The sequence below is a fragment of the Nocardia spumae genome (assembly GCF_020733635.1).
Taxonomy (GTDB): domain Bacteria; phylum Actinomycetota; class Actinomycetes; order Mycobacteriales; family Mycobacteriaceae; genus Nocardia; species Nocardia spumae.
On sequence record NZ_JAJFZL010000001.1, the window covers coordinates 2922731 to 2946306 of the forward strand.

Consider the following 23576-nt stretch of genomic DNA (forward strand, 5'->3'; position numbering starts at 1 on the left):
CGTCGGCGCGATCTTGTCAGTCCATCAGTGCGCGCAACAGTGGCTGATTCCAGGTGTGGGATTCGAGGTCGTAGAGGGCGAAGGTGGGTGCGAAAGACCAGCAGCCCCAGGAGAACCCGTGTGCTTCGGCCTTTCGCCTGTTGAATTCTGTCCAGCGGGCGCGGCTGTCGGGGTCGGCGTTGGTGGTGGTGCCGAACTCGCCGACGAAGACGGGGCGGTGGTTGGTTTCGGCCGAGGCGGCCAAGCTTGCGTAGCCGGCGGCCAATGCGGCTCGCCGCTGGTCGGTTCCGGTCCAGGTGGTACCCAGCCACGAGCGGGGGTCACCGAACGGGGTCTCGGTGCCCAGCCATTGTTCGCCCTGCATGGTGAAGGTGATAGGCCAGTACTGATGGATGGTGACGATCAGGTTGGGGTCGTCGGGCAGTGACAGTTGTTCCAGCATGCGAATGTTGTTGCAGGCGCGGGGGCCGAAGACGACGGCGCGCTCGGGGTCGGTTGTGCGGATGACGGTCAGTGGCAACAGATCGGGTGCTACCAGGCTCGGGTTCGCTGTATTGCCGAAGTTTTTCGAGATCGAGGCGAGGTTCCCTCGCGCGGCGGCGGAGGTTCCGCCTACCTCCGACGCCGATCGCCGGGCCCAACGCTGACTGGATATGTGCTGATGCTTGCGACGTCAGTAATATCCTGGGCCGCCGGGAGTGCCGGGGAGCCGCGTGGATCTGCGGCGCAGGCCCGCCGGGGCGGGGCGGCTGTGGTTTGCCGGGCGGGCCTGTCCCTTCGAAAAGACCCGGAGCTGTGCGCTCCGGGTCTTCGGTCACGCGATGGCGCAGTTGCTAGTTTCCGCCGGGCGTGTGCTCGGACCCGGCGTCGAGGGGGTTCGCGGCCATCCTGGTGGCAAGGCCGGACTGTATTGCGCGTGCGGCGGAGCTGCTGGTCTTCCGGCCGGCCTGAGCCTGGAAGCAGGCAATGAACTCGTCGGCGAGCCCGAGCCGGGGGTACTGCTGGAGTACTTCGGCACGGAAGGCGGGGCTGAAGTCGTCGATGTTCTTCCCCACGATGTCCAATGTCGTCGCCCGCCACAGCAGGTGACCTTCGGGATCATCGGCCACGTCCACCTGAGGCCACATATGCCTGACGATGACTTCGCCGAGGCGTTGGCGGCGCTCGCTCGGCCAGCCGGCGCCGGCGGCGAACACCCCGGCGACATGGCCGCCGGCCTCCTCGAAGGAGACGGTGTGGCTGTCGAACTCCGGTACCAGGCCGATGTCGTGGAACATCGCAGCCGCGAACAGCAGCTCGGCGTCGTACCGGATTCCCTGCTGCCTGCCATGGGCAGCCGCCCAGATGTAGACGCGGCGCGAGTGGTTCAGCAATGCGGGGGAATGGTACGCGGAGGCCACGTCCAAGGCGGCCGCGGCTGCGACCGTGTCAGGGGTCGCGAGGTCGTCCGAACCGGTCATACTTCGACAGTACGGCGTGCAAGGCCCGCCGTATCGCTCATGCATTCCGACGCCACAGTCGTGGGCTGTTCACTCCTGGGGCGGCCGGATTCCGAGTGCGTACCGTCGAAGCTCATCCAGTACAACGACTACCGGAAGGACCTACATGCGAGCCGTCACAGTCCGGGATCGCGAAGCGGGGGTCGGTGGATTGACCTTGACCGATCTGCCCCACCCCCACGCCGCCGAGAACGACGTCATCGTGCAAGTCCACGCCGCCGGCTTCACCCGCGGTGAGCTGGACTGGCCGGGGTCGTGGACCGACCGGGCCGGCCGCGACCGCACCCCGAGCGTCCCCGGCCACGAACTATCAGGCGTAGTCGCCGAGCTCGGCTACGGCACCACTGGTCTCACAGTGGGGCAGCGCGTCTTCGGGCTGACCGACTGGACCCGCGATGGTTCGCTCGCGGAGTACACCGCCGTGGAAGCCCGCAACCTGGCCCCACTTCCCGCCGACGTCGACCACGTCGCCGCAGCCGCTCTACCGATCTCGGGTTTGACGGCTTGGCAGGCTCTGTTCGACCACGCTCAGTTGCAAACTGGTCAAACCGTTCTCATCCATGGAGTCGGTGGTGCCGTCGGCTCCGTCGCTGCGCAGCTGGCTCGCGAGGCGGGGGCCTATGTCGTGGGCACCGGCCGAGCTGCCGACCGGGACGCGGCTGGTGATCTCGGCGTCCAGGAGTTCGTCGACCTGGACGGCGCACTCCTGGAGGACGTCGGCGAGGTCGACGTAGTACTCGACGTGATCGGCGGCGACGTCCGCGACCGTTCCACCGCGCTGCTCCGCTCCGGCGGCACTCTCGTCACCATCGCCGATCCGCCCGCTGTCCAGCCCCGCGATGGCCGAGCCATCTTCTTCGTTGTTGAACCCAACCGCGAGCAACTGATTCAACTGGCCACCCGCCTTCACGATGGTCGGCTCATCCCCCTCGTCAACAGTGTCCGCTCCCTGGCCGAGGTGGCTGCTGCCTTCGGTCCCAACGGACGTACCCGCGGCAGAACGATCATCAAGGTGACCCCGGACTGACGTTCGCAGGTCCCGCTGCACGCCCGCGCGGAGTGGTATCGCCGCAGGTCGGCACGCACTGCCTCGGATATCGGCCGATAACCTGTGTGGTGTTGATCGCCGGGCACCGTGCCGCGGAGCAGCCGCCTGCCATTCGAATTCCTACACAGGGTACGGCGGCACCGGTGTTTCGGCAGCGGCACAACAGAATCGCGTCATCGAGGAACTCAGAGCAGATCGGGCTCGGGATCACCCAGCCGGCTACGGATCGCGCCCCACGGATCGGCGAACCGGCGCGCAGTGTTGCGATACGGGGAGCCGCGACGCAGATACCACCGCAGCAGCGGCGCTGCCGGTGCGACGACATAGCGTCGAACCCCTGTTCTGGACCGTATCTCGTCGAGCATCCCGGGGAACGCGTGATGCTGGAACCGCAACACCTGCTGTGCGCGCTCGGTATCCATCCAGTCCGTCGCGAACCAGTCCTCGTCGCGTGCGGGATCACCCGGAAGACCGGGCGGAATCGCGTCGGTCAGCCCGGAGGCGGCGGCGATGGACGATCCGATCTCGCGCTGACGCAGCCGATGTGAGGCGTCACCGCCGATGAGAAAGATCTCCTTCGTACTCGGGGTCGTCGCCGCGGCCACCATCGCCGTGGCGACGTCGCGGACGTCGACGGTGTTGATTCGCCCGTCGCTCGGCAGCGCCGCTTCGAAATACAGGGTGTCGGAGCTCGCGGTGAGCATCGGCTCGATCGTCAGTACCCCGCCGAGCCGGAGAATCACCCAGTCCAGACGCGAACCGCGGACCAGCCCCTCGGCGGCGGCCTTGTGCGCGCCGTACAGATCGGTGGGCCGGATCGGTGTATCGACGGTGAGCGGGCTCTCGTCGCGATGCGGATTGCGCGCACCGTAGACCGCGATACTGGAGGCCAGCACGAATCGCGGTGGGGACGAGAGTTCTTCGGCGCGCCGCACCAGGGTCGCGGTCGCATCGACATTGACCGCATGGGCGAGCCGGCGACGTCGGTAGCAGACCGGCGGAATGATCGCGGCCAGATGCACGATCACGCTGGGGCGCACGGTATCGAGCAGGGCCTCGACCTGCCCAGGGGCGGTCAGGTCGGCCCAGCGCGCTGACACCGCCTCCGGGAGCCGTCGCGCGGCGCGGCGATTCGCGGCGGCATCGAGATCACTTGCCACGACCTGGAATCCGGCCGCCGCCAGGGCTCGGACCACCGCGGAACCGACCAGTCCGAAGGCGCCGGTGACCAGCACCGGTCCGGACGGATCGGCATCGTCGTGATCGTGGTCGCCGGCCATATCCAACTCCGCTCGGTCGAGAAGTGCATCAGGGTCCGATATCGGACGAACTATAGTCTGTACTACTGTCCGGACAAGTGCTCTCACTGGCCGGTTTCGATGCGGCCGGCGCAGGCCGGTGGTGTAATGAGAAGAAGTCGTCCGTTGTGTGTCAGCGCGGGCCGATGTGGTGAAACGGGTACTCGGGCGGTGCGGCGGGCATCGTCTCGATCCCGTTCCGCCGGAATATGTTGGGCCCCAGGCCCGAATGCGATATATGTGTGCACCGTACAGACTCGATGTCACAAGGAGAGATGCCGTGCCCGACGGCCCGATCGAACTGCGCACCGACGTGGCGCATCCGGCTCGGATGTATGACTACTTTCTCGGCGGTAAAGACTACTACGATGCCGATCGCGCGGCCGCCGAACAGGCCCTGCAGAACTTCCCGGCGGTCCGGGTGACCGCCAAGACCAATCGCGAATTCATGCGGCACGCAACGCGATATCTGGTCGGGCAGGGCATCAGGCAATTTCTGGATATCGGCACCGGCATCCCCACCGAACCGAACCTGCATCAGATCGCACAGGGCGAGGCGCCCGAGTCTCGCGTCGTGTACGTCGACAACGACCCGATCGTGCTGGCGCATGCCCGAGCGCTGCTGGTGAGTTCGGCGGAGGGCCGCACCGCCTACGTTCAGGCCGATGCCGCGGATCCGGCGGCCATTCTGGCCGCGCCGGAGTTGGCGGACACCCTGGATCTGTCGCAGCCGGTGGCGATCTCGTTGATGGCGGTGCTGCATTTCGTCCCCGGCGACGTCTACGACGTGGTGGCCAGGTTGATGGCGGCGATGCCGAGCGGGTCCTATCTGGCGATGTCGCATGTGACAACGGAATTCGACGACAGCGAGCGCGATCCGGAGGGAATGGGCCGGCTGCTGCAGGTGTACCGCGACCGCGGGATTCCCGTGCGACCCCGCACCCGCGAGGAGGTGTCGCGCTTCTTCGACGGACTGGAATTGGTGGAACCCGGCGTCGAGCTGATCCACCGGTGGCGCAACGGCGGCATCGACCATCCGCCGAGCCACGACAAGCAGGTATCGCTCTACGGCGCGGTGGGCCGCAAACCCTGATCACCGGGCGGGTCACGCGGATCGTGACCCGCCGGACCCCAACCTTTCGGACGGCTGCCCGGTTGATTCCGGTGTGAGACAGTGCCACACGGAACGAGAGCAGGGACCGCCATGGGAGATATCGGACCCATCCGCCGACCCATCGAGGTCGTGCCCGAACCAGGCCGGTCCTGCCCGGGGGAGCGGCCGACGGTGCGCTCACCGTCGTCCCGATCGCGGATATCCTGCGTCTTCTTCCCTCCAGCCCGGTCCCGGCGACACCGGCACACGCATCGAGAGATACGCTCCCGCAACGGAATCGGAGCCGGACCTCGATCAGGCTCGCGAACCCGAACCGGTGGTGTTTCCGCGATCTGAACCGGCTGCGTCGCGAATACGCCATGGCACGCGATGTCGTCGCTGTGATCGCCCTCGAGGGGCCGGGTGCTCCAGGGGGTGTTCGGGAGCCGGTGAGGATTCCCACGGCGCGTCGGCGTCGGTTTTGCTAGGCTCGCCGCACACTTCCGGGGAGGACTCACGCTCGTGCAAGAGTTGCCGGATATCGACCGGCTCGGCCGGGCCACCGTGCGAATTCTGACATCGGACGGCGCGGTCGTCGGTGCGGGATTTCCGTTGCGGTCCACGCTGATCGCCACCTGCGCGCATGTCGTGTCGGCCGCGCTGGGCATCCCGAATGCGGTCACGGCGCCCGAAGAGTCTGTGCTCGTGGACTTTCCGGGAGCGGCCGAACCGATCGGCGCGCGGGTGCGGCACTGGTCGCCGATCGGGCCGGATGGCCGCGGTGATATCGCCGTGCTGGAACTGCCCGGCCCGGCGCCGGATTCCGTTGCGCCGTTGCCGTTCTGGCCCGCCGCGCAGCTGTGGGGCGGGCAATTCCGGATGTTCGGGTTCCCGGCCGAGGTGCCCGACGGTGTCTGGGTTTCCGGCGAGTTCCGTGCCGCGCAGAGCCAGGGCTGGGTGCAATTGCAGGCCGCGACGGGTGGACAGCCCATCACCGGGGGCTTCAGCGGCGCCCCGGTGTGGGATACCGCGGCCCATGCCGTGGCGGGTATGGCGGTCGCTGCCGACGGCCGCCGCTACACGCGCACCGCGTTCATGCTTCCGATCGACGAGGTGCTGCGCCTGGATCCGGCACTGCTGTCGCCGCCGTATCGCGGGATGGAGCCCTTCGACGAGGAACACGCTCCGTTCTTCTACGGCCGCGACGGGGATATCGAGCGCATCCTCGACGCTCTGCGGGACCGTTCGTTCGCCGCTGTGGTCGGACGGTCCGGCATCGGCAAGTCCTCACTGGTCCGGGCCGGTGTGCTGCCGCGGGTGCGGGAACAGGGGCGCCGCATCAGTGCGTTCCGGCTCAGCGGTGATGCGTCCGGTGCCCGGGCGGTGACTTCGGGCGCCGCCGCCGACGATCCGGTGGCGACCTGGCTGGCCGATCGAGCCGCCGGTACCGGCGACACCGGTGCGGCGGAATTGCTGAATCGGGTACCGGCACAAGGCACCCTGCTGTTCGTCGACCAGTTCGAAGAACTCGCGGCCGCGGCGCCGGACCGGGCCCGCGCTCTGCTGCGGGCACTGATCGAGCTCACCCGCGCCGATGCCGAGGGCCGCCTGTGGATCGTCTGCACCCTGCGCTGGGATGCGTTCGATGAACTGCTCGACACCGATCTCGCCGCATTCCTCGGCGGGGCGACGGTGGCCCTCGCACCTCTGGGCCGCGCGCAGCTGCGGGACGTGATCACCCGCCCCGCCGCCCGGCTCGGCGTCACACTCGACGACGCGGTGGTGGAGCGACTGGTCGACGAGGTAGCCGATCAGCCCGGCGGGCTGCCGCTGCTGGCCTCGGTGCTGCCGGATCTGTGGGTCCGCCGCACCAGCGGCCGGATCACCCTCACCGACTACGAAAACGTCGGCAGCGTAGCGGTTTCCATCGCGCGCCGCGCCGAACAGGTGATGGCGCAGTTCACCGATCCCGTCGAGCTGGTCGCCGCGCAGCGAGCACTCGGACTGCTCGCGATACCGACCGCCAGCGGCGCCGGATTCGTCCGGACGGTGCTGCGGATGCGTGACCATCCCGAACTCCGCGAGGTCGTCGGCCGGTTGGCGATCGACCGCCTGGTCGTCATCGGCCGCGACCAGGACGGCGCCGATACCGTCGAACTCGCGCATCAGGCGCTCATCGACAACTGGGCACGCCTGCACGATCTGCTGCAGGCCGATCGCGACTTCCGCACCTGGCAACAGCAGCTCACCCAGAGCCTGGACAACTGGGAGCGGCGCGGCCGCGAGCACGACGCTCTGCTGCGCGGCACCGCGCTCGACACTGCCGAGGATCAACTCGCGGCGCGGAAAACCGATGTGCCGCAGCCGCATCGGGATTTCATCACCGCCAGCCGACGGCGTCGCGGCCGGGAGGTGCGCCGCCTGCGCATCGTGGCCGCGACGCTCACCGTCCTGGTGGTCGTGGCCACCTCGATGGCGGTGGTCGCCTACCGCAGCGGTCAGGCGCGCGCGCAGCAACTGCGGTGGCAGGCCGGGCGCGACCTGGCCGCGGAATCGCTGCGGATCGCCGACTCCGACCCCGAACGTGCCCTGCAGTTCGCGCAGGCCGCGGCGCGTCATGCGCCGGACGATCACGAGGTGCGCACGGCACTGTTGAATCAGCAGGTGCGCATGGCTGCGGCCACCTCGCAGGTGTCGGGCCTGTGGTCGAACCCGTCGTCCATGGCGATGAGCGGGGACGGGGAGACGGTGGCGGTCACGGAGAACGACCACGATGTCACCGTCTGGACCGGTTTCACCGGCGCCGAACGCCATTGCCGGCGGTTGCCGCCGTCGCCGGCGAAGGTCGTCTCCCTGCACCTGAGCGGCAACGGCGCCGCGTTGGCCGTGGTGACCGAATTCGGCGCGGTCACCGCCTGGCGGATCGGCGGCCACACCGGACCCGTGGTCGTCCGCGAGCCGGAGGACGCGCCGCTGACCGCGAATGCGATTGCCGCCAACTGGGATCCGAACGGGGCCCTGCTCGCACTGCGTCTCGACCGCGAGCATCTGCGGCAGGCGCCCTCCCAGCTCGGACACACCGACGCGTTCGAGGTGTACGACCTGGCGGGGCAGCGGCCGGTGCGGGTGGCCGCGCCGCCACCGCCGGACGCTATCGAGCAGTATCCGCAGTTCGTCGCTGCGGATGGGGCCACGATCGCGATGCACGAGATCACCGGGGCCACCGGTCGCAACGTGCTGCGCGACGCGCGGACAGGACAGCGAGTGCGGGAACTTCCGCAGGGCGTGATCACCGCGTCCGGCCTGATCGTGGGATGTGCCGACGGCAGCCTGATCGTCTCGGACGCCACCACCGGAGCCGAGCGATTCCGGACGGAGGGCGCATATCGGCCCGAGGTGAGCGAGAAATGCCACTGGGATGTCGATGCGAGCCAGCGATACGCGGTGCGGTCCGCGGCCGGCGACGACGACGTCCTGCGGCTGGTCTACCTCGTCGATCTCGGCACCGGAAAGATCTACACCACCCAGGTGCGCAACACCCCGAAGGGCACCGGTGTGTTCCTGGGCGTGCCGGGTCCCGGCGCACCACAGCTGACGCAGCTGACCCGGAGCGGATTTCTCCGCTTCGCCCCCGCTGTTCCGATGTCCGGGCTGCGTGTCTTCACCGCGGGGGTGACCTCGAATTTCGTGTGGAGTCCGCACGGCCGGTACCTGGTCGCGCTCAGTCAGGCCGGCGGGGATCCGAACCAGGGGATCCGCATCTTCGAAACGAGCCCTGCCGTCGCGGAAGTCGCTCGTGTCGTCCTGCCCGCACCCGCCGTGCTCGGTGTCACCGAGCCGCCGGGACAGATCACCGCCGATGAACGACATTTCGTGCTTCCCGACGGCATGGGTGGGGTGACCAGCTACGCGCTGCCCGATCTGACTGTCGAGCAACATATTTCGCTGCCCTATCCACCCGAACTCGGTGCCCGGCCGCACGGCCCGACCTCGGTCCTGCAGACCGCCGACGACGAGCTCGCCTTCTACTACGCGGGAACGGTGACCCGCCGGCACATCGGGGACTGGCGGCAGGTCGGCGCGACCGTGCGGACGTGGTCCGATCTCGAAGAACTGCGGTGGTCGGTGGAGCAGGGGGTGACGGCGAATTCCGTTCCGACACACCCCGACCGGTTCCTGCTGGCGACGCGGGACGCGGATGTGGTGCGGAATGTGGCCGATGGCCGGGTCGTGCGCACCATGCCGCTCGACGTCGACGAACGGTACAGCCGTTCGACCGACATCGTCCGGCCCGGCACACCGGTCCTCTACAAGATCGACCCCTCCGGCGGTGTGGTCGAGCGAAACCTGGACACCGGCGCGGAATCCCGCTTCCCGCATCGGGTTTCGACAGGGAAGATGTTGCGGGGTCTGAGCGCGGACGGTGTGCTGGTGCTGGACGATCTGGGAAAGCTGGAGATCTGGGATATCGATCGGGGCGCGAAACTGTTCGAACTCCCGGGGTACGGGAACAGGTATCCGGTCATCGGGGAGGACACCCTGTTCTATCTGACCGGTGACACGGACGGCGAGACCTTCTCCGGCATCTTCCGGGTCGACCTCGACCGCGACGGAATTCTGCAGCGCCTCTGCGGCATCAGTGATCGTGACTACACCCCGGCCGAACGGGACGCGCTGCCGGTGGGCGCCGACACCGCCCGGCCCTGCCGCGGGGTCCGCTGAACCGGCGGTGTCGTGCCTCGACGGCGGTCGGTGCGGGTCACCCGTGCTGCCGGCCGCCGTCGTTCGGGAGATTCTCGATGCCGACCGGTTCGATCCCCTCGGCGGTCGGCAACGCGAATCCGAAGATCTGCCCGTAGAAACTCAATTCGGAATCCAGTGCCCGGCGGATGTTCTCCGCCCGCCGGAACCCGTGCTGCTCACCGTCGAAGAGAAGAAAGGCGACCGGGATCTGCCGCGCTCGCAGTGCGTCCACGATCATCTGCGACTGATTGGGCGGCACCACGGCATCCTCGCTGCCCTGCAGAACGATCAGCGGACTGCGGAACCGGTCGATGTGGTGGATCGGTGACCGCTCACGGTAGCGGTCGCGCTCGGCCGGGTACTCGCCGATCAGGCCGTCCAGATATCGGCTCTCGAATTTGTGGGTCTCGGCGGCGAGGGCCTCGAGATCGGCGACGCCGTAGTGGTCGGCGCCCGCGGAGAACGGCGTGCCGGTCCGGGCCAGCGCGGCCAGCGTCGTGTAGCCGCCGGCCGATCCGCCGCGGATGGCCAACCGGCGCGGATCGACGCGACCGTTGTCCGCCAGCCACCGGGCGGCGGCTGTGCAATCGGCGACGTCGACCACACCCCAGGCATCGCGCAGCAGGTCGCGGTAGGCGCGGCCGTAGCCGGTGGAACCTCCGTAATTGACATCCACGACGGCGATTCCGCGGCTGGTCCAGTACTGGGTACTCGGGGAGAGCACGGGCACCGCGTGTGAAGTCGGACCCCCGTGGATCATGACCAGCAGCGGTGGCAGCTCCCCGTCGGGACCGCGGTGCCCGGTCGCGGCGGGCGGGTAGAACAGCGCGTGGGCGGTGCGCGGCGCACCGGCCGAATCCGTCGAAGGAAACGAGATCGGCTCCGGCACAGAGATATCGGTGGATTCCAATCCGAGATCGCGCGGAGCGCGCAGGGTTTCGATTTCGGTGGCTGTCCCGGCGAATCCGATGCGGTAGACGCCGAGTTCGGCAGTGGGGGTTCCAGCGACCACGACGACGGCGTTCTCGTCCGCCCGCTCGACCGAGACGATCACGGAGAAGGGGAGGTCCAGATCGATCACCGACCCGTCCGGGCGGCGCACGGCCAGTGCGTCGTAGCCGTCGCGCCAGCGGGCGAACACGATGCCGGGCTCGCCGAGCACCGCGTAGCGCGCCGAGCCCAGCTGCCATGCGGGAACGCCGATTTCGGCATCCATCTCGATGACTGCCTCGACTGTGCCGCCCGGTGTCCACCGGTAGAGGTTCCACCACCCGTTGCGGTCGGACAGGAACAGCAGCGAGCCGTCCTCCTGCCAGCGCGGCTCCTGTACCGACTCGCCCGGCCCGCCGGCGACGACGGTGTCGGTCCCGGTCGCCAGGTCACGTACGCGCAGGACGGTGTCGTCCCACGGCATCGAGGGGTGATCCCAGGTGACGACGGCGAGCGCGGACCCGTCCGGGCTCGGTCGTGGTGCGACGACGAAATCCGGTCCGCTGACCAGGACTTCGGGCTGCGACGGCCGATCGGCCGACAACCGCACGATCTCGTTGCGCACATCGATCGCACCCCGCCCGTGCACCGGATGACTTTCCCGGACAGCGACGACGGTGGCCCCGTCCGGATCGAGTGCGCCGTCGCCGTAACGGTCACCGCGCGCCGTGGCCGGCTCCGGTGTCAGCGCGACCGGCACACCGTCGCGCTCGATCCGGTAGAGCCGCTGATCCGCCCAGTTGGCGAAATAGAGCACCCCGTCGCGCACCCACCACGCGGCGCCACCGTATTCGTGGACCGCCGTGCGCGCGTCCATCCCGTCCGGCAGCAGGTCGGTGCGGGTTCCGTCGGGGCGACGGCGCACGATCTGGGTCCGGCCTCCCTCGGTGGGGCGGCCCTCCGACCAGTACACGTCCGGCCCGTCCACCCGCACCTCGCCGAGGCGCACCGCAGCGCTGACGACGCTCTCGGAGGTGATGGAGGTCGGCCACGACCCGAAAGGCAATACGGTGATCGTCACCCGGACAGGCTAGTCGCCGCGGTCCTGCGGGGGTGAGCGTGCGCACCGCGAGCTCAGGCCACGTGCTCGCCGAGCTGTTTACGGATGCGCACCAGCCCGTCGTGGACGTATCCCTTGACAGTGCCCTCCGCCACGCCCATCACCCGCGCCGTCTCCTTGTAGGTGTTGCCCTCGTAGGTGTAGACGATCACCGCTTGGCGTTCCCGGGGCGGCAGCGTGTCCAGCAGCCGGATCAGCATGTCGCGCAGGGCGACCGTATCGTCGAAGGGGAGGCCCGCGTGGTCGGCGAGAACCGACAGGCGTTCGTGTCCCTCGGCATCGAGCCGCTCGCGATCCTTCGCGGCCCGCACGGCAGCGTCTTTCACCAGATTCTCGGCAGTGGCCCACAGATACTTCCGCAACCCCTCCACATCGGTGATGTGGTCGGGCCGGCGCGCGTAGACCCGCATGAAGGCGGTCTGCACGATGTCGTCGGCGTCGGCGCGGTTGCCGATCTGCCGGACGATGCGCGCCAGCAGCATCTCGCTCGCGGATTCGTATGCCTCGACCAGTAATTCGGCGAAATCCGGCGCACCCTGTTTCTCGCCGCGGGCGATCCGGACCACGGCCGGTCCGGGTTCGGCGGTGAGCAGTGTGAGCGGCGTCCGCGCGCACTCCCGCAGGACCACCCGCAGCAGCGCGGCCAGCGAGATGTCCCGAGCCTGATCGGGATCGAGCGGCGCACCCATGGCCTTCGCCTTCCTGTCGGTCTGCCGGAATCCTATCGGCGCACCTCACGACAGTGGTGCCGGATTCGGGCAGCCGGAATGCCGCGGGACCCAACGTTTTCCGGCCGTGCCCGGTTGATATCGGTGTCGGCTCCCGAACGAAAGGATCGAACTCATGTCGGTACAACCGTCCACCGCGCCCGTCCGGAACATGCGAGCACTGCACGGGTGGGGGTCCGCGGCCATCACGCTGACGGCCGGTGTGGTACTCACACAACTGATAAGCACACTCATCGATTGGGTCACCCTGTCCGACTTCGAGCGGAATTGGCGGCATCCGAGCGGAAGCCGGCAGGAGTGGTCCGGGGATTCCTGGGCCGCCGACCTGTCGATGGTGCTGACGGTGTGCGCGGCCGTGGCGATCATCGTGTGGTTGTGGCGCGCTCGCCGCAACGCGGAGGCGTTGTGTGCGGCCGGGCACCGGCTGGCATTCGGCTGGGTTGTCGGCGCGTGGCTCTGCCCGGTGGTGAATTTCTGGTTCCCGCAGATGATCGTTTCGGATGTCGTCCGCGCGAGCGATCCGGCGACGCCGGCGGATGCGGTGGAGCTGCGCGGCCGCCCCGGCACCGGGCCGGTCACCGGGTGGTGGCTGAGTTTGCTGGTCTCCTGGGCGCTGACCCTGGTGTCGCTGCGGTTCGGTGCGCCGCGGCTGCGCTCGAAATCGACCGACGAGTATTTCGTGTACGCGCTCGCCCCGGCCAACGGGACGGCCATGATCGTGGCGGACCTGCTCGCCGTCGGGGCTCTGGCCGTCTCGGCGGTCTTCCTCGCGGTGGTGATCGTCCGAGTCCAGACCTGGCAGGAGAACCGCGGCGGTTCGTGACGCGATCGATCCCGGGTTTTCTCCACCTGGAACAATCAGGACGAGGCGATCTCGCCGGCCGGTGGCGTGGCGGGCGCCGGGAGGTGCCGGACCCCGGAGATCTCACAGGTGAGAGTGGGTCCGCGGTGATATCGGCGCCCCCATAGCATCAAGGGGGCGACCCCATCGATGAATCCGAGGATCTGTGGTGACTACCGAACAACTTGACCGCTGGAACGCTCAGGAAGCCGCGGCGGAGGCGATGATCCCCATCATCGGCACCCTGTATCGGGGAAAAGGGGTGACGATCCTGCTGCACAGCCGCTCACTGGTGAACAAGTCGGTGATCAGCATTCTGCGAACCCACCGGTTCGCGCGGCAGATCGAGGGCGAGGAGCTGTCGGTCGACGAGACCCTGCCGTTCCTGCAGGCGCTGGGTGAGCTGGACCTCGGTCCCTGCAAGATCGATCTCGGTCTGCTGGTCACGGCCTACCGCGCCGACGGGCGGGGGCGGCCGATCGGTGCGTTCACCGCCGAGGTCCTCGCCGATGTGATCGGTGGCAACAAGTCGTCCTCTCCGGGGCCCCGCGATGTCGTGCTCTACGGGTTCGGCCGCATCGGCCGGCTGGTCACGCGCCTGCTGATCGAGAAGGTCGGCTCCGGCAACGGGCTGAATCTGCGCGCGGTGGTGGTGCGCCGCGGTGGCGACGGTGATCTGGCGAAGCGGGCCTCGCTGCTGCGCCGGGATTCGGTGCACGGACATTTCGACGGCACCATCAAGGTCGACGCCGCCAATGACACGATCATCGCGAACGGCAACGTCATCAAGTTCATCTACAGCGACGATCCGACGACGATCGACTACACCCGGTACGGGATCAGCGACGCGATCCTGATCGACAACACCGGTAAGTGGCGAGACCGTGACGGGCTGTCGCAGCATCTGCGGCCCGGTATCGCGAAGGTCGTACTCACCGCGCCCGGCAAGGGTGACGTCCCGAATATCGTGCATGGCGTCAACCACCGCGGCCAGGATCTCTCGCAGCGGATCTTCTCGTGCGCCTCGTGCACCACCAACGCGATCGTGCCGCCGCTCAAGGCGATGGACGACGAGTTCGGCATCGTCCGCGGCCACGTGGAGACGGTGCACTCGTTCACCAACGACCAGAACCTGCTGGACAACTATCACGGGGCGGACCGCCGCGGCCGCTCCGCGCCGTTCAATCTGGTTCTCACCGAAACCGGCGCCGCGTCGGCGGTCGCGAAGGCGATGCCCGATTTCAAGGCCAAGATCACCGGAAACTCCATTCGCGTCCCCACCCCGGACGTGTCGGTGGCGATTCTGAATTTGCAGCTGAAGCGGGAGACGACCAGCACGGAGGTGCTCGAATATCTGCGCCGGGTGTCGCTGTCGGGTCCGTTGAGTCGCAACCTGGACTACACCGCGGCCACGGATGTGGTCTCCAGCGATTTCATCGGGTCACGGGCCGCATCGATCATCGACGCCAACGCCACGATCGTCGACGGCGACACCGCGATCCTCTATGTCTGGTACGACAACGAATTCGGCTATTCGTCGCAGGTGGTGCGGACGGTGCAGTACATCTCGGGAATCGAGTATCCGACTCATCCGCAACTCGGCGCCGAGGTCCGCACGCCGGCGATCGCGGGCCGGCGCGGATGAGTCGGCCGGCACGATAGGTCGATCGATGGTGGGGTAGGCCGGTACCCCACCATCGATGCCGCCCCCGGACCGCCGTCGCGGGGCCCGCGGCCTGAGAGGTGTTGATATATCATCACTTTCGCGGCGTCAGGTCCGTCTCGCGCGTCCGCGTCGATTCCGCGGCGCACGCGGACCGTCCCGGCGGGCCCGGCCGGACTTATTCCGATGCGCCCGCGTGTGTGCCGCGTAAATCCCTTCTTCGCAAGGTATTTCGGTGCAGCTCCATCGACATTCGCCGTTCGCCGGTTTCGATCCCGGCATCATCGGGCATGCCGTCGTGGCCCCTTTTTTGTAAGCTCCACCGAGACATCAACCGACCGAGCGCGATCGCACCACGCGGTACCCGTGCTGTCGGTACGTTTTCCGTTCTCGTAGCAGTAGTGATCGATGCCGGGAGAGTGAGTCCGACCCCCGGGATGGTTGTTCCGAGGACGCGGTGGATCAGGTCGGACGAGAGTTTGGAGTTCTCTTGAACGCACCCAGGGTTCCGGCGCAGGCATCACGTTGCCCGGTCTCGCCCGGTTCGCCGGACGGCTTCGACGGCCCGCGGATGGCTTTGCACGCAACGGAATTCGCAGCCGATCCGCATCGCTCCTATCAGCACATGCGCGACCGGTTCCGCACGATGGTTCCGGTGGATCTGGCGCCCGGTGTACCCGCCACGCTGGTGATCGGATACCGGACCGCGTTGCGAATTCTCAACGACCCCGAGCACTTTCCGGCCGATCCGCGCCGCTGGCAGCGCAGCGTCGCCGAGGACTGCCCGGTGCTGCCGATCCTGGAGTGGCGGCCGACCGGAAGCCGCAACGCGGGACCGGAATTCGCGCGGTACCGGCAGGCCACCATCGACAGTATCGAAGGGGTGGATCTCTACGGTCTGCATGCGATCGTCGAGCAGATCGCCCTGCCCCTGATCGAGGGTTTCCGAAACGAGGGCAAGGCGGATCTGCTGAGCCAGTACGTATTTCCGCTGACCTTCCAGGTGTGCTGCGCGCTGGTCGGTTGCCCGCCGGAGGTCGGCCAGATGGTGGCCACCGGGATGGCGGCGATGTTCGAGGGCGTCGACGCCGACAAGGGCAACCGGATGGTCAGTGAGGCGATGTACCAGCTGGTCACGATCAAGCGGGCCGAGCCCGGCAACGACGTGACCTCACAACTGCTGCGGCACAATTCGGCTCTCACCGATGAGGAGGCCGTCCATCAACTGATCACCTTCTACGGCGCCGGGATCGAACTGCAGCTCAATCTGGTGGTCAACACCCTGCTGCTGATCCTCACCGAGGATCGCTTCGGCGGCTCCGTCCTCGGCGGCAGCCTGTCGACCCGGGACGCACTCGACGAGGTGTTGTTCAACGACCCGCCGCTGGCCAACTATCTGGTCACCTATCCGCGTCAGCCGATCTTCATCGACGACGTGTGGCTACCCGCGGACCAGCCGGTCCTGATCAGCATCGCGGCAGCCAACAACGATCCCACGATCCGCGCCGACGATCGCATCGGCAATCGTTCCCACCTCGCCTTCGGCATCGGCCAACATGCTTGCCCCGCACAATCATTGGCCTACCTGATCGCGCAGGACGCGATCGATCAGCTACTCGATGTGCTTCCCGATATGAGTCCCGACGGCGATCTGGTCTGGCGCCCGGGCCCGTTCCACCGTGCCCTGACCGCATTGCCGGTCACCTTCCCGGTGGTGGGATAGCCCGGCGACGATGGGGGCGTGGTGGTTCGGCCGCGGCGCCCTCCGCCGCGAGCGGCTCCGGCCCGCTACGGTGCACCGCTCACGCCTGCCCACTGAGCTCGGCGGTGGCCTCGGCCTGGATGCGCTCGAACTGTTCGCCCATGCGGGCCGCGAGGGCCTGGGCCGCCGACAGCGGCCGGACCATGACCATGAAGTCGTCGATCTTGCCGTCGGCGTCGAAGTGCAGGAAGTCGCATCCGGTGAGCTTCTTGCCGTCGACGGTCGCCTCGAAGACGAGCGCGTGGTCGCGGCCGTTCGGATCGGCGATTTCGCGCACGTAGTGGAAGTCCTCGAACACCCGGATGACCGCGCGCAGGATGGCCGCCGTGATCGCCTTGCCCGGATACGGCTTGAACGCGACCGGACTGGTGAACACCACATTGTCGGCCAGCTGTGCCGCGATGGCGGCCTCGTCGCGTGCCTCGACGGCGGCTCGGAAAGGGTGCATGTGACAGGCTCCATCGGTCGGTCGGGTGAATATCGGGGACTGTACTCAGCGCGCCCCGACGAGCGGCCGCGCCCCGGCTGCTCGTCCGCGGCGAACCGGCCCCGCTCGCCGCGGAGGAGCGTATCGGCCCGGTGACGCCGGGCCGAGTCCGCCTGCGCCGATCAGGCCTGGCAGCTGTGGTACGCCTCGATCAGCCAGGTGCCGTCGTGGCGCACGAGCACCCAGGTTCCGGATTCCCGATCCTCGGTTCGGGTGGGCGCGCCGGGTGATGTGGTGGCGCTCTCGGTGATCACGACGGCCGTGTCCGCACCGGCCGCACGCGCCTGCCGGATCTCGTGCACGCGTTCGGTGCCCGCGAGCGGACCCGCGAAGGCCGCGGTCATCGCCGTGTGAATATCGGCGCTGCCGGTGAGCAGCCGGCCCGGCAGTGCGACGGTCGCCGTCTCGGTGTACCAGGTGACGAACGAATCCGCGTCACCGTCGGCCCAGGCGGCGGATGTGGCCTCGAATATCGTGCGGGCGGCCTCCAGCAGGGGGTTTGTCGTGGTCGGGTGTGAGCTCATCGCATCCTCCGGATTGTGTCGTGGGCCGTGAACCGGCCCTGTCGGACCGACGTGGGGGGCGGGCCGATTTCGACACCTCGTTGCCTTTCATATACCCCATGGGGTATCTTCGGCAGCGACGGCTATATACCCCCAGGGGTATTGAATGGAGAAAGTGATGACCGACTCGCAGGTTGTTTCACCGCCGGAGACCACCGCCCGCGGTGCCGGTGATGTGCTGGGCAGAATGGGCGCCGCCATGGCCGGCCGGGCCCGGATCGTGTTCGGGGTGTGGCTGGTGGTGCTGGTCGCGCTGGGCGCCGCCGCGCCGAGCGTGTTCGACGCACTCGCCGGCGCCGGCTGGCAGGCGAACGGATCGGACTCGGTGCGGGTCCGGGAGCTGGCTCAGCAGCACTTCGGCGGGAACTCGTCGGCGGCGGTCCAGGTCGTGGTGCACTCGGACACCCAGACCGTCGACAGTCCGGCGGTGCAGTCGGTGCTCGGCAGCGCCACCGCCTTGTTCGCCGGTGACTCCCGATTCGGCGAGGTGGTGGCGCCGCAGCCGGGGATGTCGATCAGCCCGGACGGGCACACCGGAATCCTCATCGCCGGCGCCGCCGCCTCGACGGACGAGATGGTGCGGGCTGTCGACGCGCACAAGGACGCGCTGACGGCCTTGTCGGGCAATGGGATCGAGGTCTATCCGACCGGTGCGTCGGCGTTGTGGAGCGATTTCAACAAGGCCAACCACGAAGCGATGTTGAAGGCGGAGATGTTCTCCTGGCCGGTGACTCTCGCGATCATGGTGATCGCGTTCGGGTCGTTGGTGGCGGCCGGGCTGCCGCTGCTGCTCACCCTGGCCGGGCTGATCGCCTCGGCGGGAGGTTTGGTGCTGCTCAACCACGTGACGCCGATTTCGGTGTGGGCCATGAACTTCGCGATGATGTTCGCCCTGGCGCTGGGCATCGACTATGCCCTGTTCATCGTCGCCCGCTTCCGTGGTGCCCTCGCCGCGAGCGCGGATCCCCGTCAGGCGGTGGCCGAGACGATGAGTACGGCGGGTAAAGCCGTCGTATTGTCCGGACTCACAGTCCTGGTGAGCCTGTCGGCGGTCTTGATCGTCCCGGCGCCGGCGGTGCGGACGATGGCGGTCGGGATCATGTTCGCGGTGGCTTTCGTGCTGGCTGCCACGTTGACGCTGCTGCCCGCGGCGCTGGGCGCGCTCGGTCACCGAATCAACGCCGGATCGCTGCCGCGCCTCGGAGGCCGGCAGCACCGCTCACCGCGCTTCGCGGCCTGGGGGCGGCTGCTGCACAACCGGCCCTGGCCCTTCGCGATCGCCGCGCTGCTGGTGCTGATCGCGCTGGCGATCCCGGTGACCGGGCTGAAGGTCGCGATGCCTTCGATTCAGGTCGTGCCCGCCGACGCCCCGGTCCGCCAGGGTTATGAGCTGGTGCAGGCGCAGATGGGCGAGGGTGCGCCTGGAATGTTGCAGATCATCGCCCCGGCGGACGAGTCCGCGGCGGTCGCGCGGGCGGCTTCGGGTGTGGACGGCATCTCGATGGTCACGCCGGCCCAGCCCGCCCGCGACGGCAGCGGCCTGGTCATGATGCAGGCGCTGCCGAACGTGGACCCCTCCGACGCGCGGATGGGCACGATCCTGGACCAGATGCGAGATCGCTTGCCGGCCGGTGCTCTGGTGGGTGGTGCGCCCGCGGAGAACCTGGACCTGCAACACGCGCTCGACCATTACTTCCCGATCATCGTGGGCATCATCCTGGCGCTGGGTTTCGCACTGCTGCTGATCGCCTTGCAGGCGCCGCTGGTCGCGGCACTGGGTACGGTGGTGAGCCTGTTGTCGACCGCCGCGGCGTTCGGAGTGGCGAAGCTGATCTTCCAGGACGGGCACGGCGCCGGGGTGCTCGGCTTCACCCCGCAGGGCTTCCTCGACGGGTGGGGGCCGGTGTTCTTCTTCGCGATGATCTTCGCAATCGCGATGGACTACACGGTCTTTCTGCTCGCTACGGCGAAAGAGCACTACGAACGGACCGGCGATCCGAGCCACGCCCTGGTCGACGGGCTCGCCCATTCGGGCCGGGTGATCTTCGCCGCGGCGGCGGTGATGGTGGCGGTCTTCTTCACCTTCGCGCTGGCCGATCCGCTGCCGCCCAAGGAGATGGGCATCATCCTCGGCGTGGCGGTGCTGCTCGACGCGGCCGCGGTGCGACTGGTGCTGCTGCCCGCATTGTTACGGCTCACCGGGCACGGTGCGTGGTGGTCGCCGCGGTGGCTACGCAGAGTGTTGCCGTCGATCGATTTCGCGCATGACTGAGATCACCGGCCCGCCATACCCCCAGGGGTATACTGGGGAAGAGACGAGAGGAAGACAGCCATGGTGGGCAACGAAGAGACGATCGCACAAGTGCTGAACCGTTTGCGCCGTGCGCAGGGGCAACTCGGCGGAGTGATCGCGATGATCGAGCAGGGCCGCGACTGCAAGGACGTCGTCACCCAGCTCGCGGCGGTGTCGCGAGCGCTGGACCGCGCCGGATTCAAGATCGTCGCGACCGGTCTGCGCGAATGTCTCACCGGCGAGAGCGCCGACGGCGCCGAACCGATGAGCGAAGCCGAACTGGAGAAATTGTTCCTCGCCCTGGCATAACGCGGGTCCCACCGCGCAGGTCCGGGCATGACGAATTCGGAGAGTGATCCATGACGAACCTACCTCGGCACCACGGCTGGTCCATCGCTCGCGTGGTACCGCTGCTGGCCGGCGCCTTCGTGCTGATCAGCGTGGTCGCGGCCGCGGCCTGGTCGAGCTGGTGGCTCGTGTTCACCGGGTTCGTGGGTGTGAATCTGCTGCTGTACGGAGTCGCCGGCTGGTGTCCGGTGACTCTCGTACTGCGGCGGCTGGGGTTGCCCGCCACCGCCCCGTGCGCCCCGTCCCGAATCTGACCGCAGACCACGACGACCCAAAGGAAGCGTGAACAGCCATGAATCTCGCCATCGCCACCACCGTGCACACCGACCGGTTCGACGAGGCTGTCGAACGAACGCGCGAGGCGCTGGCCGCACAGGGCTTCGGCGTGCTGACCGAGATCGATATGTCGGCGACCCTGAAGACCAAGATCGGTGTGGATATGGAGGATTACCGCATTCTCGGCGCCTGTAATCCCCCTCTGGCCCACCGTGCGGTCGGGGTCGACCGGCGAATCGGACTGCTGCTGCCGTGCAACGTGGTCGTCCGCCGGGATCCGGCCGACGCCGGCACCGTCATCGTCGAAGCGATGGATCCGCAGGTGATGGTCCAGGTCACCGGTGACCCGGAATTGGAGCCGGTCGCGGCCGCGGCGGCGACGAAACTGCGCGCCGCCATCGACGCCCTCGGCGACCGCTGAGGCGTGGGCTCCGATATGGTCTGTGCGCCACGGTAATTCGCGGCGCACAGACCGACGCGCGGCGGCGGCCGTCAAGCCCCGCCCGCGAGATAGTCGCCGTTCTCCAGATCGTCCAGCAGGGTCGGACCGGTCGGTGTCCAGCCGACCAGTTCCCGGGTGCGCACGCTGGAGACCGGTGCGTCGATGCCGTAAGCGGTGGCCATGAAGGGGCTGACGAAATGCGCCACCGCCTCCTCCGGGGCGAGCGAGACCACGGGCAGTTCCAGTACCCGGCCGATCGTTTCCGCGATGCTGCGCAGGGTCACTCCGCTCTCCGCGGTTCCGTGCAGCACGCTGCCGGCGGGTGCCCGCTCCACCGCCAGGCGGAACAGGCGGGCCGCGTCGAGCCGATGAACCGCCGGCCATCGGTTGGCGCCGGTGCCGATATAGGCCGAGACGCCGGTTCGCCGCGCGGTGGCGACCAGCATGCCGATGAAACCATGGTCGCCGGGACCGTGCACGGTCGGCGCGAGTCGTACGACACCGGCGCGCACGCCCCGAGCGGCCGAGTCCAGGCACGCGCGCTCACCCGGAATCCGAAAACCCGCGGCCCCGTTCGGATCCGGCTCGTCCGACTCGGTGGACTCCCGTCCGGCCGGCATCACCAGCGTGCCGGAGGTGCTGACGAAGGGCTTGTCCGACTGTTCGAGGGCACGGGCGAGTGTCTCGATCGCGGTCCGGTCGCGCCGCATCATGTCCTCGGGATCGGTGAAGTCGCCTCCGAAGGCCATATGCAGGACGCCGTCGGCGTTTTCGGCGCCCTCACGCAGACTGTCGAGGTCGTCGAGGGAACCGCGGTGTGGCGTCGCGCCGAGTGCCGCCAGCCGGGCGGCGGCCGCATCCGACCGTGCCAGACCCGTGACGATGTGCCCAGCGGTGACGAGTTCGGTGATGACGGCGGGGCCGGTCAAGCCCGAACCGCCGGTGACGAAGATGTGCATATCGGAATCTCTCCGTTGCCGTGAGTGAACGACGCCATTCGTAGCGTCAGTGACTGACTCTACGCGTAGCGTCAGTCGCTGACGCAATGTGGTGTCAGTCACTGACGCTATGGGATAGGATCGGGCCGTGCCACGCAGCGGAGAACACGCGCGCCGCCGCCTGCAGCAGGCGGCTCTGGAACTGTTCCGGGACCAGGGATTCGACCGCACCACCGCGGCCGAGATCGCCGCCCGGGCCGGCGTCACCGAGCGCACTTTCTTCCGTCATTTTCCGGACAAACGTGAGGTGCTCTTCGGTGCCGAGGCCGAGGTGCGCGCCGCCCTCGTCGACGCGGTGGCCGAGGCGCCCGAGCGGCTGGGGCCGCTGGAGGTCCTGCTGTTCGCCTTCCGGCGGGCCGGGCACATCATCGAATCCAATCGCGCCTTCGCCGAACCGCGGTTTCGTGTCATTGCCGCGACCCCGGCGCTACGGGAACGCGATCTGGCCAAACATGCGGCACTGGTCGACGCGGTGACCGAGGCGTTGCGGCGGCGGGGTGTCGCCGTCCGGTGGGCCGGTCTGGCCACCCGGGTCGGCTGGGCGGCCTTCGACGAGGCGGCCGGGGCCTGGGTCGACGATCCCGAACCGGGCATGGACGCGCACCTGGACCGGGCCTTCGAGGAGCTGCGGCGGCTCGCCGCCGCGTCGCCGTCGCCCGCGGCTCTCGACGGACGCCGGTAAGGCCCTGCGTCCCACGGATTTTCGGGCGTCCGTCAGCGGTTGGTGAGCGCGGTGACCGAGGCGGCCACGGTCACGGCGTTGAATACGAACGCGATGATCGCGTTGGCTGTCACGGTTCGTCGCATCTCCCGGGAGATCACCGTGACATCGGTGGTGCCGAAGGTGGTCATCACCGAGACCGCGAAGTACACGTAATCGGCCCACTGGGCGGACTCGTCGCCGGGGAACTGCAGGGCGTTCTCGTCCTCCACCAGATTGTCGGCGTGGAAGGTGACCGCGAAGGACATGACCACGCACACCCAGCTCACGACCACCAGCAGCATCGCGACCGCGACCCGCGGTGTCGTCGGCAATGAGGTGCCGCCGTATCCGGGCAGCCAGACCACGGCGACGGTCATGGCCGCGCCCGCCAAGAAGATCGAGACGCCGGGACCGGGGGCCGATCCGAGGATGTAGCGCTCCAGCACACTGCCCCGGCTCTCGCGTTGTGCCCAGGAGACGATCTGAGGTCGGGTGGCGACGGAGAAGGCGACGGTGGTCGCCACCAGATAGGTGAGCAGATAGGCCAGACCCGCGAGCACGCCACTGTCGACGACCGAGATCGGCGTCTCGTCGTGGGCGCAGACGAAGACGATCGTCGCCGCGAGCGCGGCCACGACGAGGCTCGTCGCCGACCGGCGTCGTTCGGACAGCCACGCGTCGGCTCGGCACAGCTGCGACACGTTCGGCATCCTCTCATGCGTGGCCCCGGTATCCGGGCCG

At 68.2% G+C, this 23576-nt stretch carries 20 protein-coding genes; 11 read left to right on the plus strand and 9 right to left on the minus strand.

The genetic code is table 11. From position 1 onward, the window contains the following. Positions 1-16: 16 nt before the first annotated feature. Together LKD76_RS12965 and LKD76_RS12970 are read right to left on the minus strand one after the other, a co-directional pair. Positions 17-520 carry a glycoside hydrolase family 5 protein gene (locus LKD76_RS12965; RefSeq protein ID WP_227981424.1) on the minus strand — a complete coding sequence of 168 codons (504 nt, stop codon included), beginning with the start codon at positions 518-520 and terminating at the stop codon, positions 17-19. Between the two features lie 313 nt (positions 521-833). Next, positions 834-1460 (minus strand): HD domain-containing protein, encoded by a 627-nt coding sequence (locus LKD76_RS12970; protein WP_227981425.1) that lies wholly within the window; start codon positions 1458-1460, stop codon positions 834-836. Positions 1461-1605: 145 nt separating this feature from the next. Between LKD76_RS12970 and LKD76_RS12975 the strand changes: the two genes are divergently transcribed. Further along, positions 1606-2526: an NADP-dependent oxidoreductase gene (locus LKD76_RS12975; RefSeq protein ID WP_227981426.1), complete on the plus strand. Its 921-nt coding sequence runs from the start codon at positions 1606-1608 to the stop codon at positions 2524-2526. Between the two features lie 206 nt (positions 2527-2732). On the opposite strand, the gene LKD76_RS12980 is transcribed toward LKD76_RS12975, so the two are convergent. Then, a complete protein-coding gene (locus LKD76_RS12980; protein ID WP_227981428.1) occupies positions 2733-3827 on the minus strand; it encodes an NAD-dependent epimerase/dehydratase family protein in 1095 nt (364 codons plus the stop codon). A gap of 298 nt (positions 3828-4125) precedes the next feature. Between LKD76_RS12980 and LKD76_RS12985 the strand changes: the two genes are divergently transcribed. After that, on the plus strand, positions 4126-4938 hold the full coding sequence (locus tag LKD76_RS12985) for an SAM-dependent methyltransferase (protein ID WP_227981435.1): 813 nt from the start codon (positions 4126-4128) through the stop codon (positions 4936-4938). A gap of 522 nt (positions 4939-5460) precedes the next feature. After that, positions 5461-9660 (plus strand): serine protease, encoded by a 4200-nt coding sequence (locus LKD76_RS12990; RefSeq protein ID WP_227981437.1) that lies wholly within the window; start codon positions 5461-5463, stop codon positions 9658-9660. A gap of 37 nt (positions 9661-9697) precedes the next feature. Here LKD76_RS12990 and LKD76_RS32160 read toward each other — a convergent pair whose 3' ends face one another. After that, positions 9698-11692: a S9 family peptidase gene (locus LKD76_RS32160; RefSeq protein WP_227981439.1), complete on the minus strand. Its 1995-nt coding sequence runs from the start codon at positions 11690-11692 to the stop codon at positions 9698-9700. A 53-nt stretch (positions 11693-11745) separates the two neighbouring features. Continuing rightward, a complete protein-coding gene (locus LKD76_RS13000; protein ID WP_227981441.1) occupies positions 11746-12420 on the minus strand; it encodes an RNA polymerase sigma factor in 675 nt (224 codons plus the stop codon). A gap of 154 nt (positions 12421-12574) precedes the next feature. Between LKD76_RS13000 and LKD76_RS13005 the strand changes: the two genes are divergently transcribed. The 3 genes from LKD76_RS13005 to LKD76_RS13015 all read left to right on the plus strand — a co-directional run bounded on the left by LKD76_RS13005 (position 12575) and on the right by LKD76_RS13015 (position 16686). Then, positions 12575-13282 carry a DUF4328 domain-containing protein gene (locus LKD76_RS13005; RefSeq protein ID WP_227981442.1) on the plus strand — a complete coding sequence of 236 codons (708 nt, stop codon included), beginning with the start codon at positions 12575-12577 and terminating at the stop codon, positions 13280-13282. 187 nt (positions 13283-13469) lie between these two features. Then, positions 13470-14945, plus strand: a complete 1476-nt coding sequence (locus LKD76_RS13010; protein WP_227981443.1) for a glyceraldehyde-3-phosphate dehydrogenase — start codon at positions 13470-13472, stop codon at positions 14943-14945. A gap of 589 nt (positions 14946-15534) precedes the next feature. Further along, positions 15535-16686 carry a cytochrome P450 family protein gene (locus LKD76_RS13015; RefSeq protein WP_227981445.1) on the plus strand — a complete coding sequence of 384 codons (1152 nt, stop codon included), beginning with the start codon at positions 15535-15537 and terminating at the stop codon, positions 16684-16686. Between the two features lie 79 nt (positions 16687-16765). Here the strand turns inward: LKD76_RS13015 and LKD76_RS13020 are convergent, their stop codons facing one another. Continuing rightward, on the minus strand, positions 16766-17173 hold the full coding sequence (locus tag LKD76_RS13020) for a nuclear transport factor 2 family protein (RefSeq protein ID WP_227981447.1): 408 nt from the start codon (positions 17171-17173) through the stop codon (positions 16766-16768). A gap of 161 nt (positions 17174-17334) precedes the next feature. Continuing rightward, positions 17335-17736, minus strand: a complete 402-nt coding sequence (locus LKD76_RS13025) for an SgcJ/EcaC family oxidoreductase (RefSeq protein WP_227981449.1) — start codon at positions 17734-17736, stop codon at positions 17335-17337. Between the two features lie 157 nt (positions 17737-17893). On the opposite strand from LKD76_RS13025, the gene LKD76_RS13030 reads away from it, so the two are divergent. From LKD76_RS13030 to LKD76_RS13045, 4 genes are read left to right on the plus strand one after another with little or no spacing between them, the layout of a single operon-like run. Further along, positions 17894-20047: an MMPL family transporter gene (locus tag LKD76_RS13030; protein WP_227981451.1), complete on the plus strand. Its 2154-nt coding sequence runs from the start codon at positions 17894-17896 to the stop codon at positions 20045-20047. Between the two features lie 60 nt (positions 20048-20107). Further along, positions 20108-20377, plus strand: a complete 270-nt coding sequence (locus LKD76_RS13035) for a metal-sensitive transcriptional regulator (protein WP_030516394.1) — start codon at positions 20108-20110, stop codon at positions 20375-20377. A gap of 50 nt (positions 20378-20427) precedes the next feature. Beyond that, on the plus strand, positions 20428-20670 hold the full coding sequence (locus LKD76_RS13040; RefSeq protein WP_227981452.1) for a YgaP family membrane protein: 243 nt from the start codon (positions 20428-20430) through the stop codon (positions 20668-20670). A gap of 38 nt (positions 20671-20708) precedes the next feature. Beyond that, on the plus strand, positions 20709-21113 hold the full coding sequence (locus LKD76_RS13045; protein ID WP_227981456.1) for a DUF302 domain-containing protein: 405 nt from the start codon (positions 20709-20711) through the stop codon (positions 21111-21113). A gap of 71 nt (positions 21114-21184) precedes the next feature. Here LKD76_RS13045 and LKD76_RS13050 read toward each other — a convergent pair whose 3' ends face one another. After that, on the minus strand, positions 21185-22093 hold the full coding sequence (locus LKD76_RS13050; protein WP_227981458.1) for an SDR family oxidoreductase: 909 nt from the start codon (positions 22091-22093) through the stop codon (positions 21185-21187). A gap of 127 nt (positions 22094-22220) precedes the next feature. On the opposite strand from LKD76_RS13050, the gene LKD76_RS13055 reads away from it, so the two are divergent. Continuing rightward, on the plus strand, positions 22221-22814 hold the full coding sequence (locus LKD76_RS13055; RefSeq protein WP_227981459.1) for a TetR family transcriptional regulator: 594 nt from the start codon (positions 22221-22223) through the stop codon (positions 22812-22814). A gap of 32 nt (positions 22815-22846) precedes the next feature. Here LKD76_RS13055 and LKD76_RS13060 read toward each other — a convergent pair whose 3' ends face one another. Continuing rightward, positions 22847-23545 carry a DUF1345 domain-containing protein gene (locus LKD76_RS13060; protein WP_227981461.1) on the minus strand — a complete coding sequence of 233 codons (699 nt, stop codon included), beginning with the start codon at positions 23543-23545 and terminating at the stop codon, positions 22847-22849. Between the last annotated feature and the right edge of the window lie 31 nt (positions 23546-23576).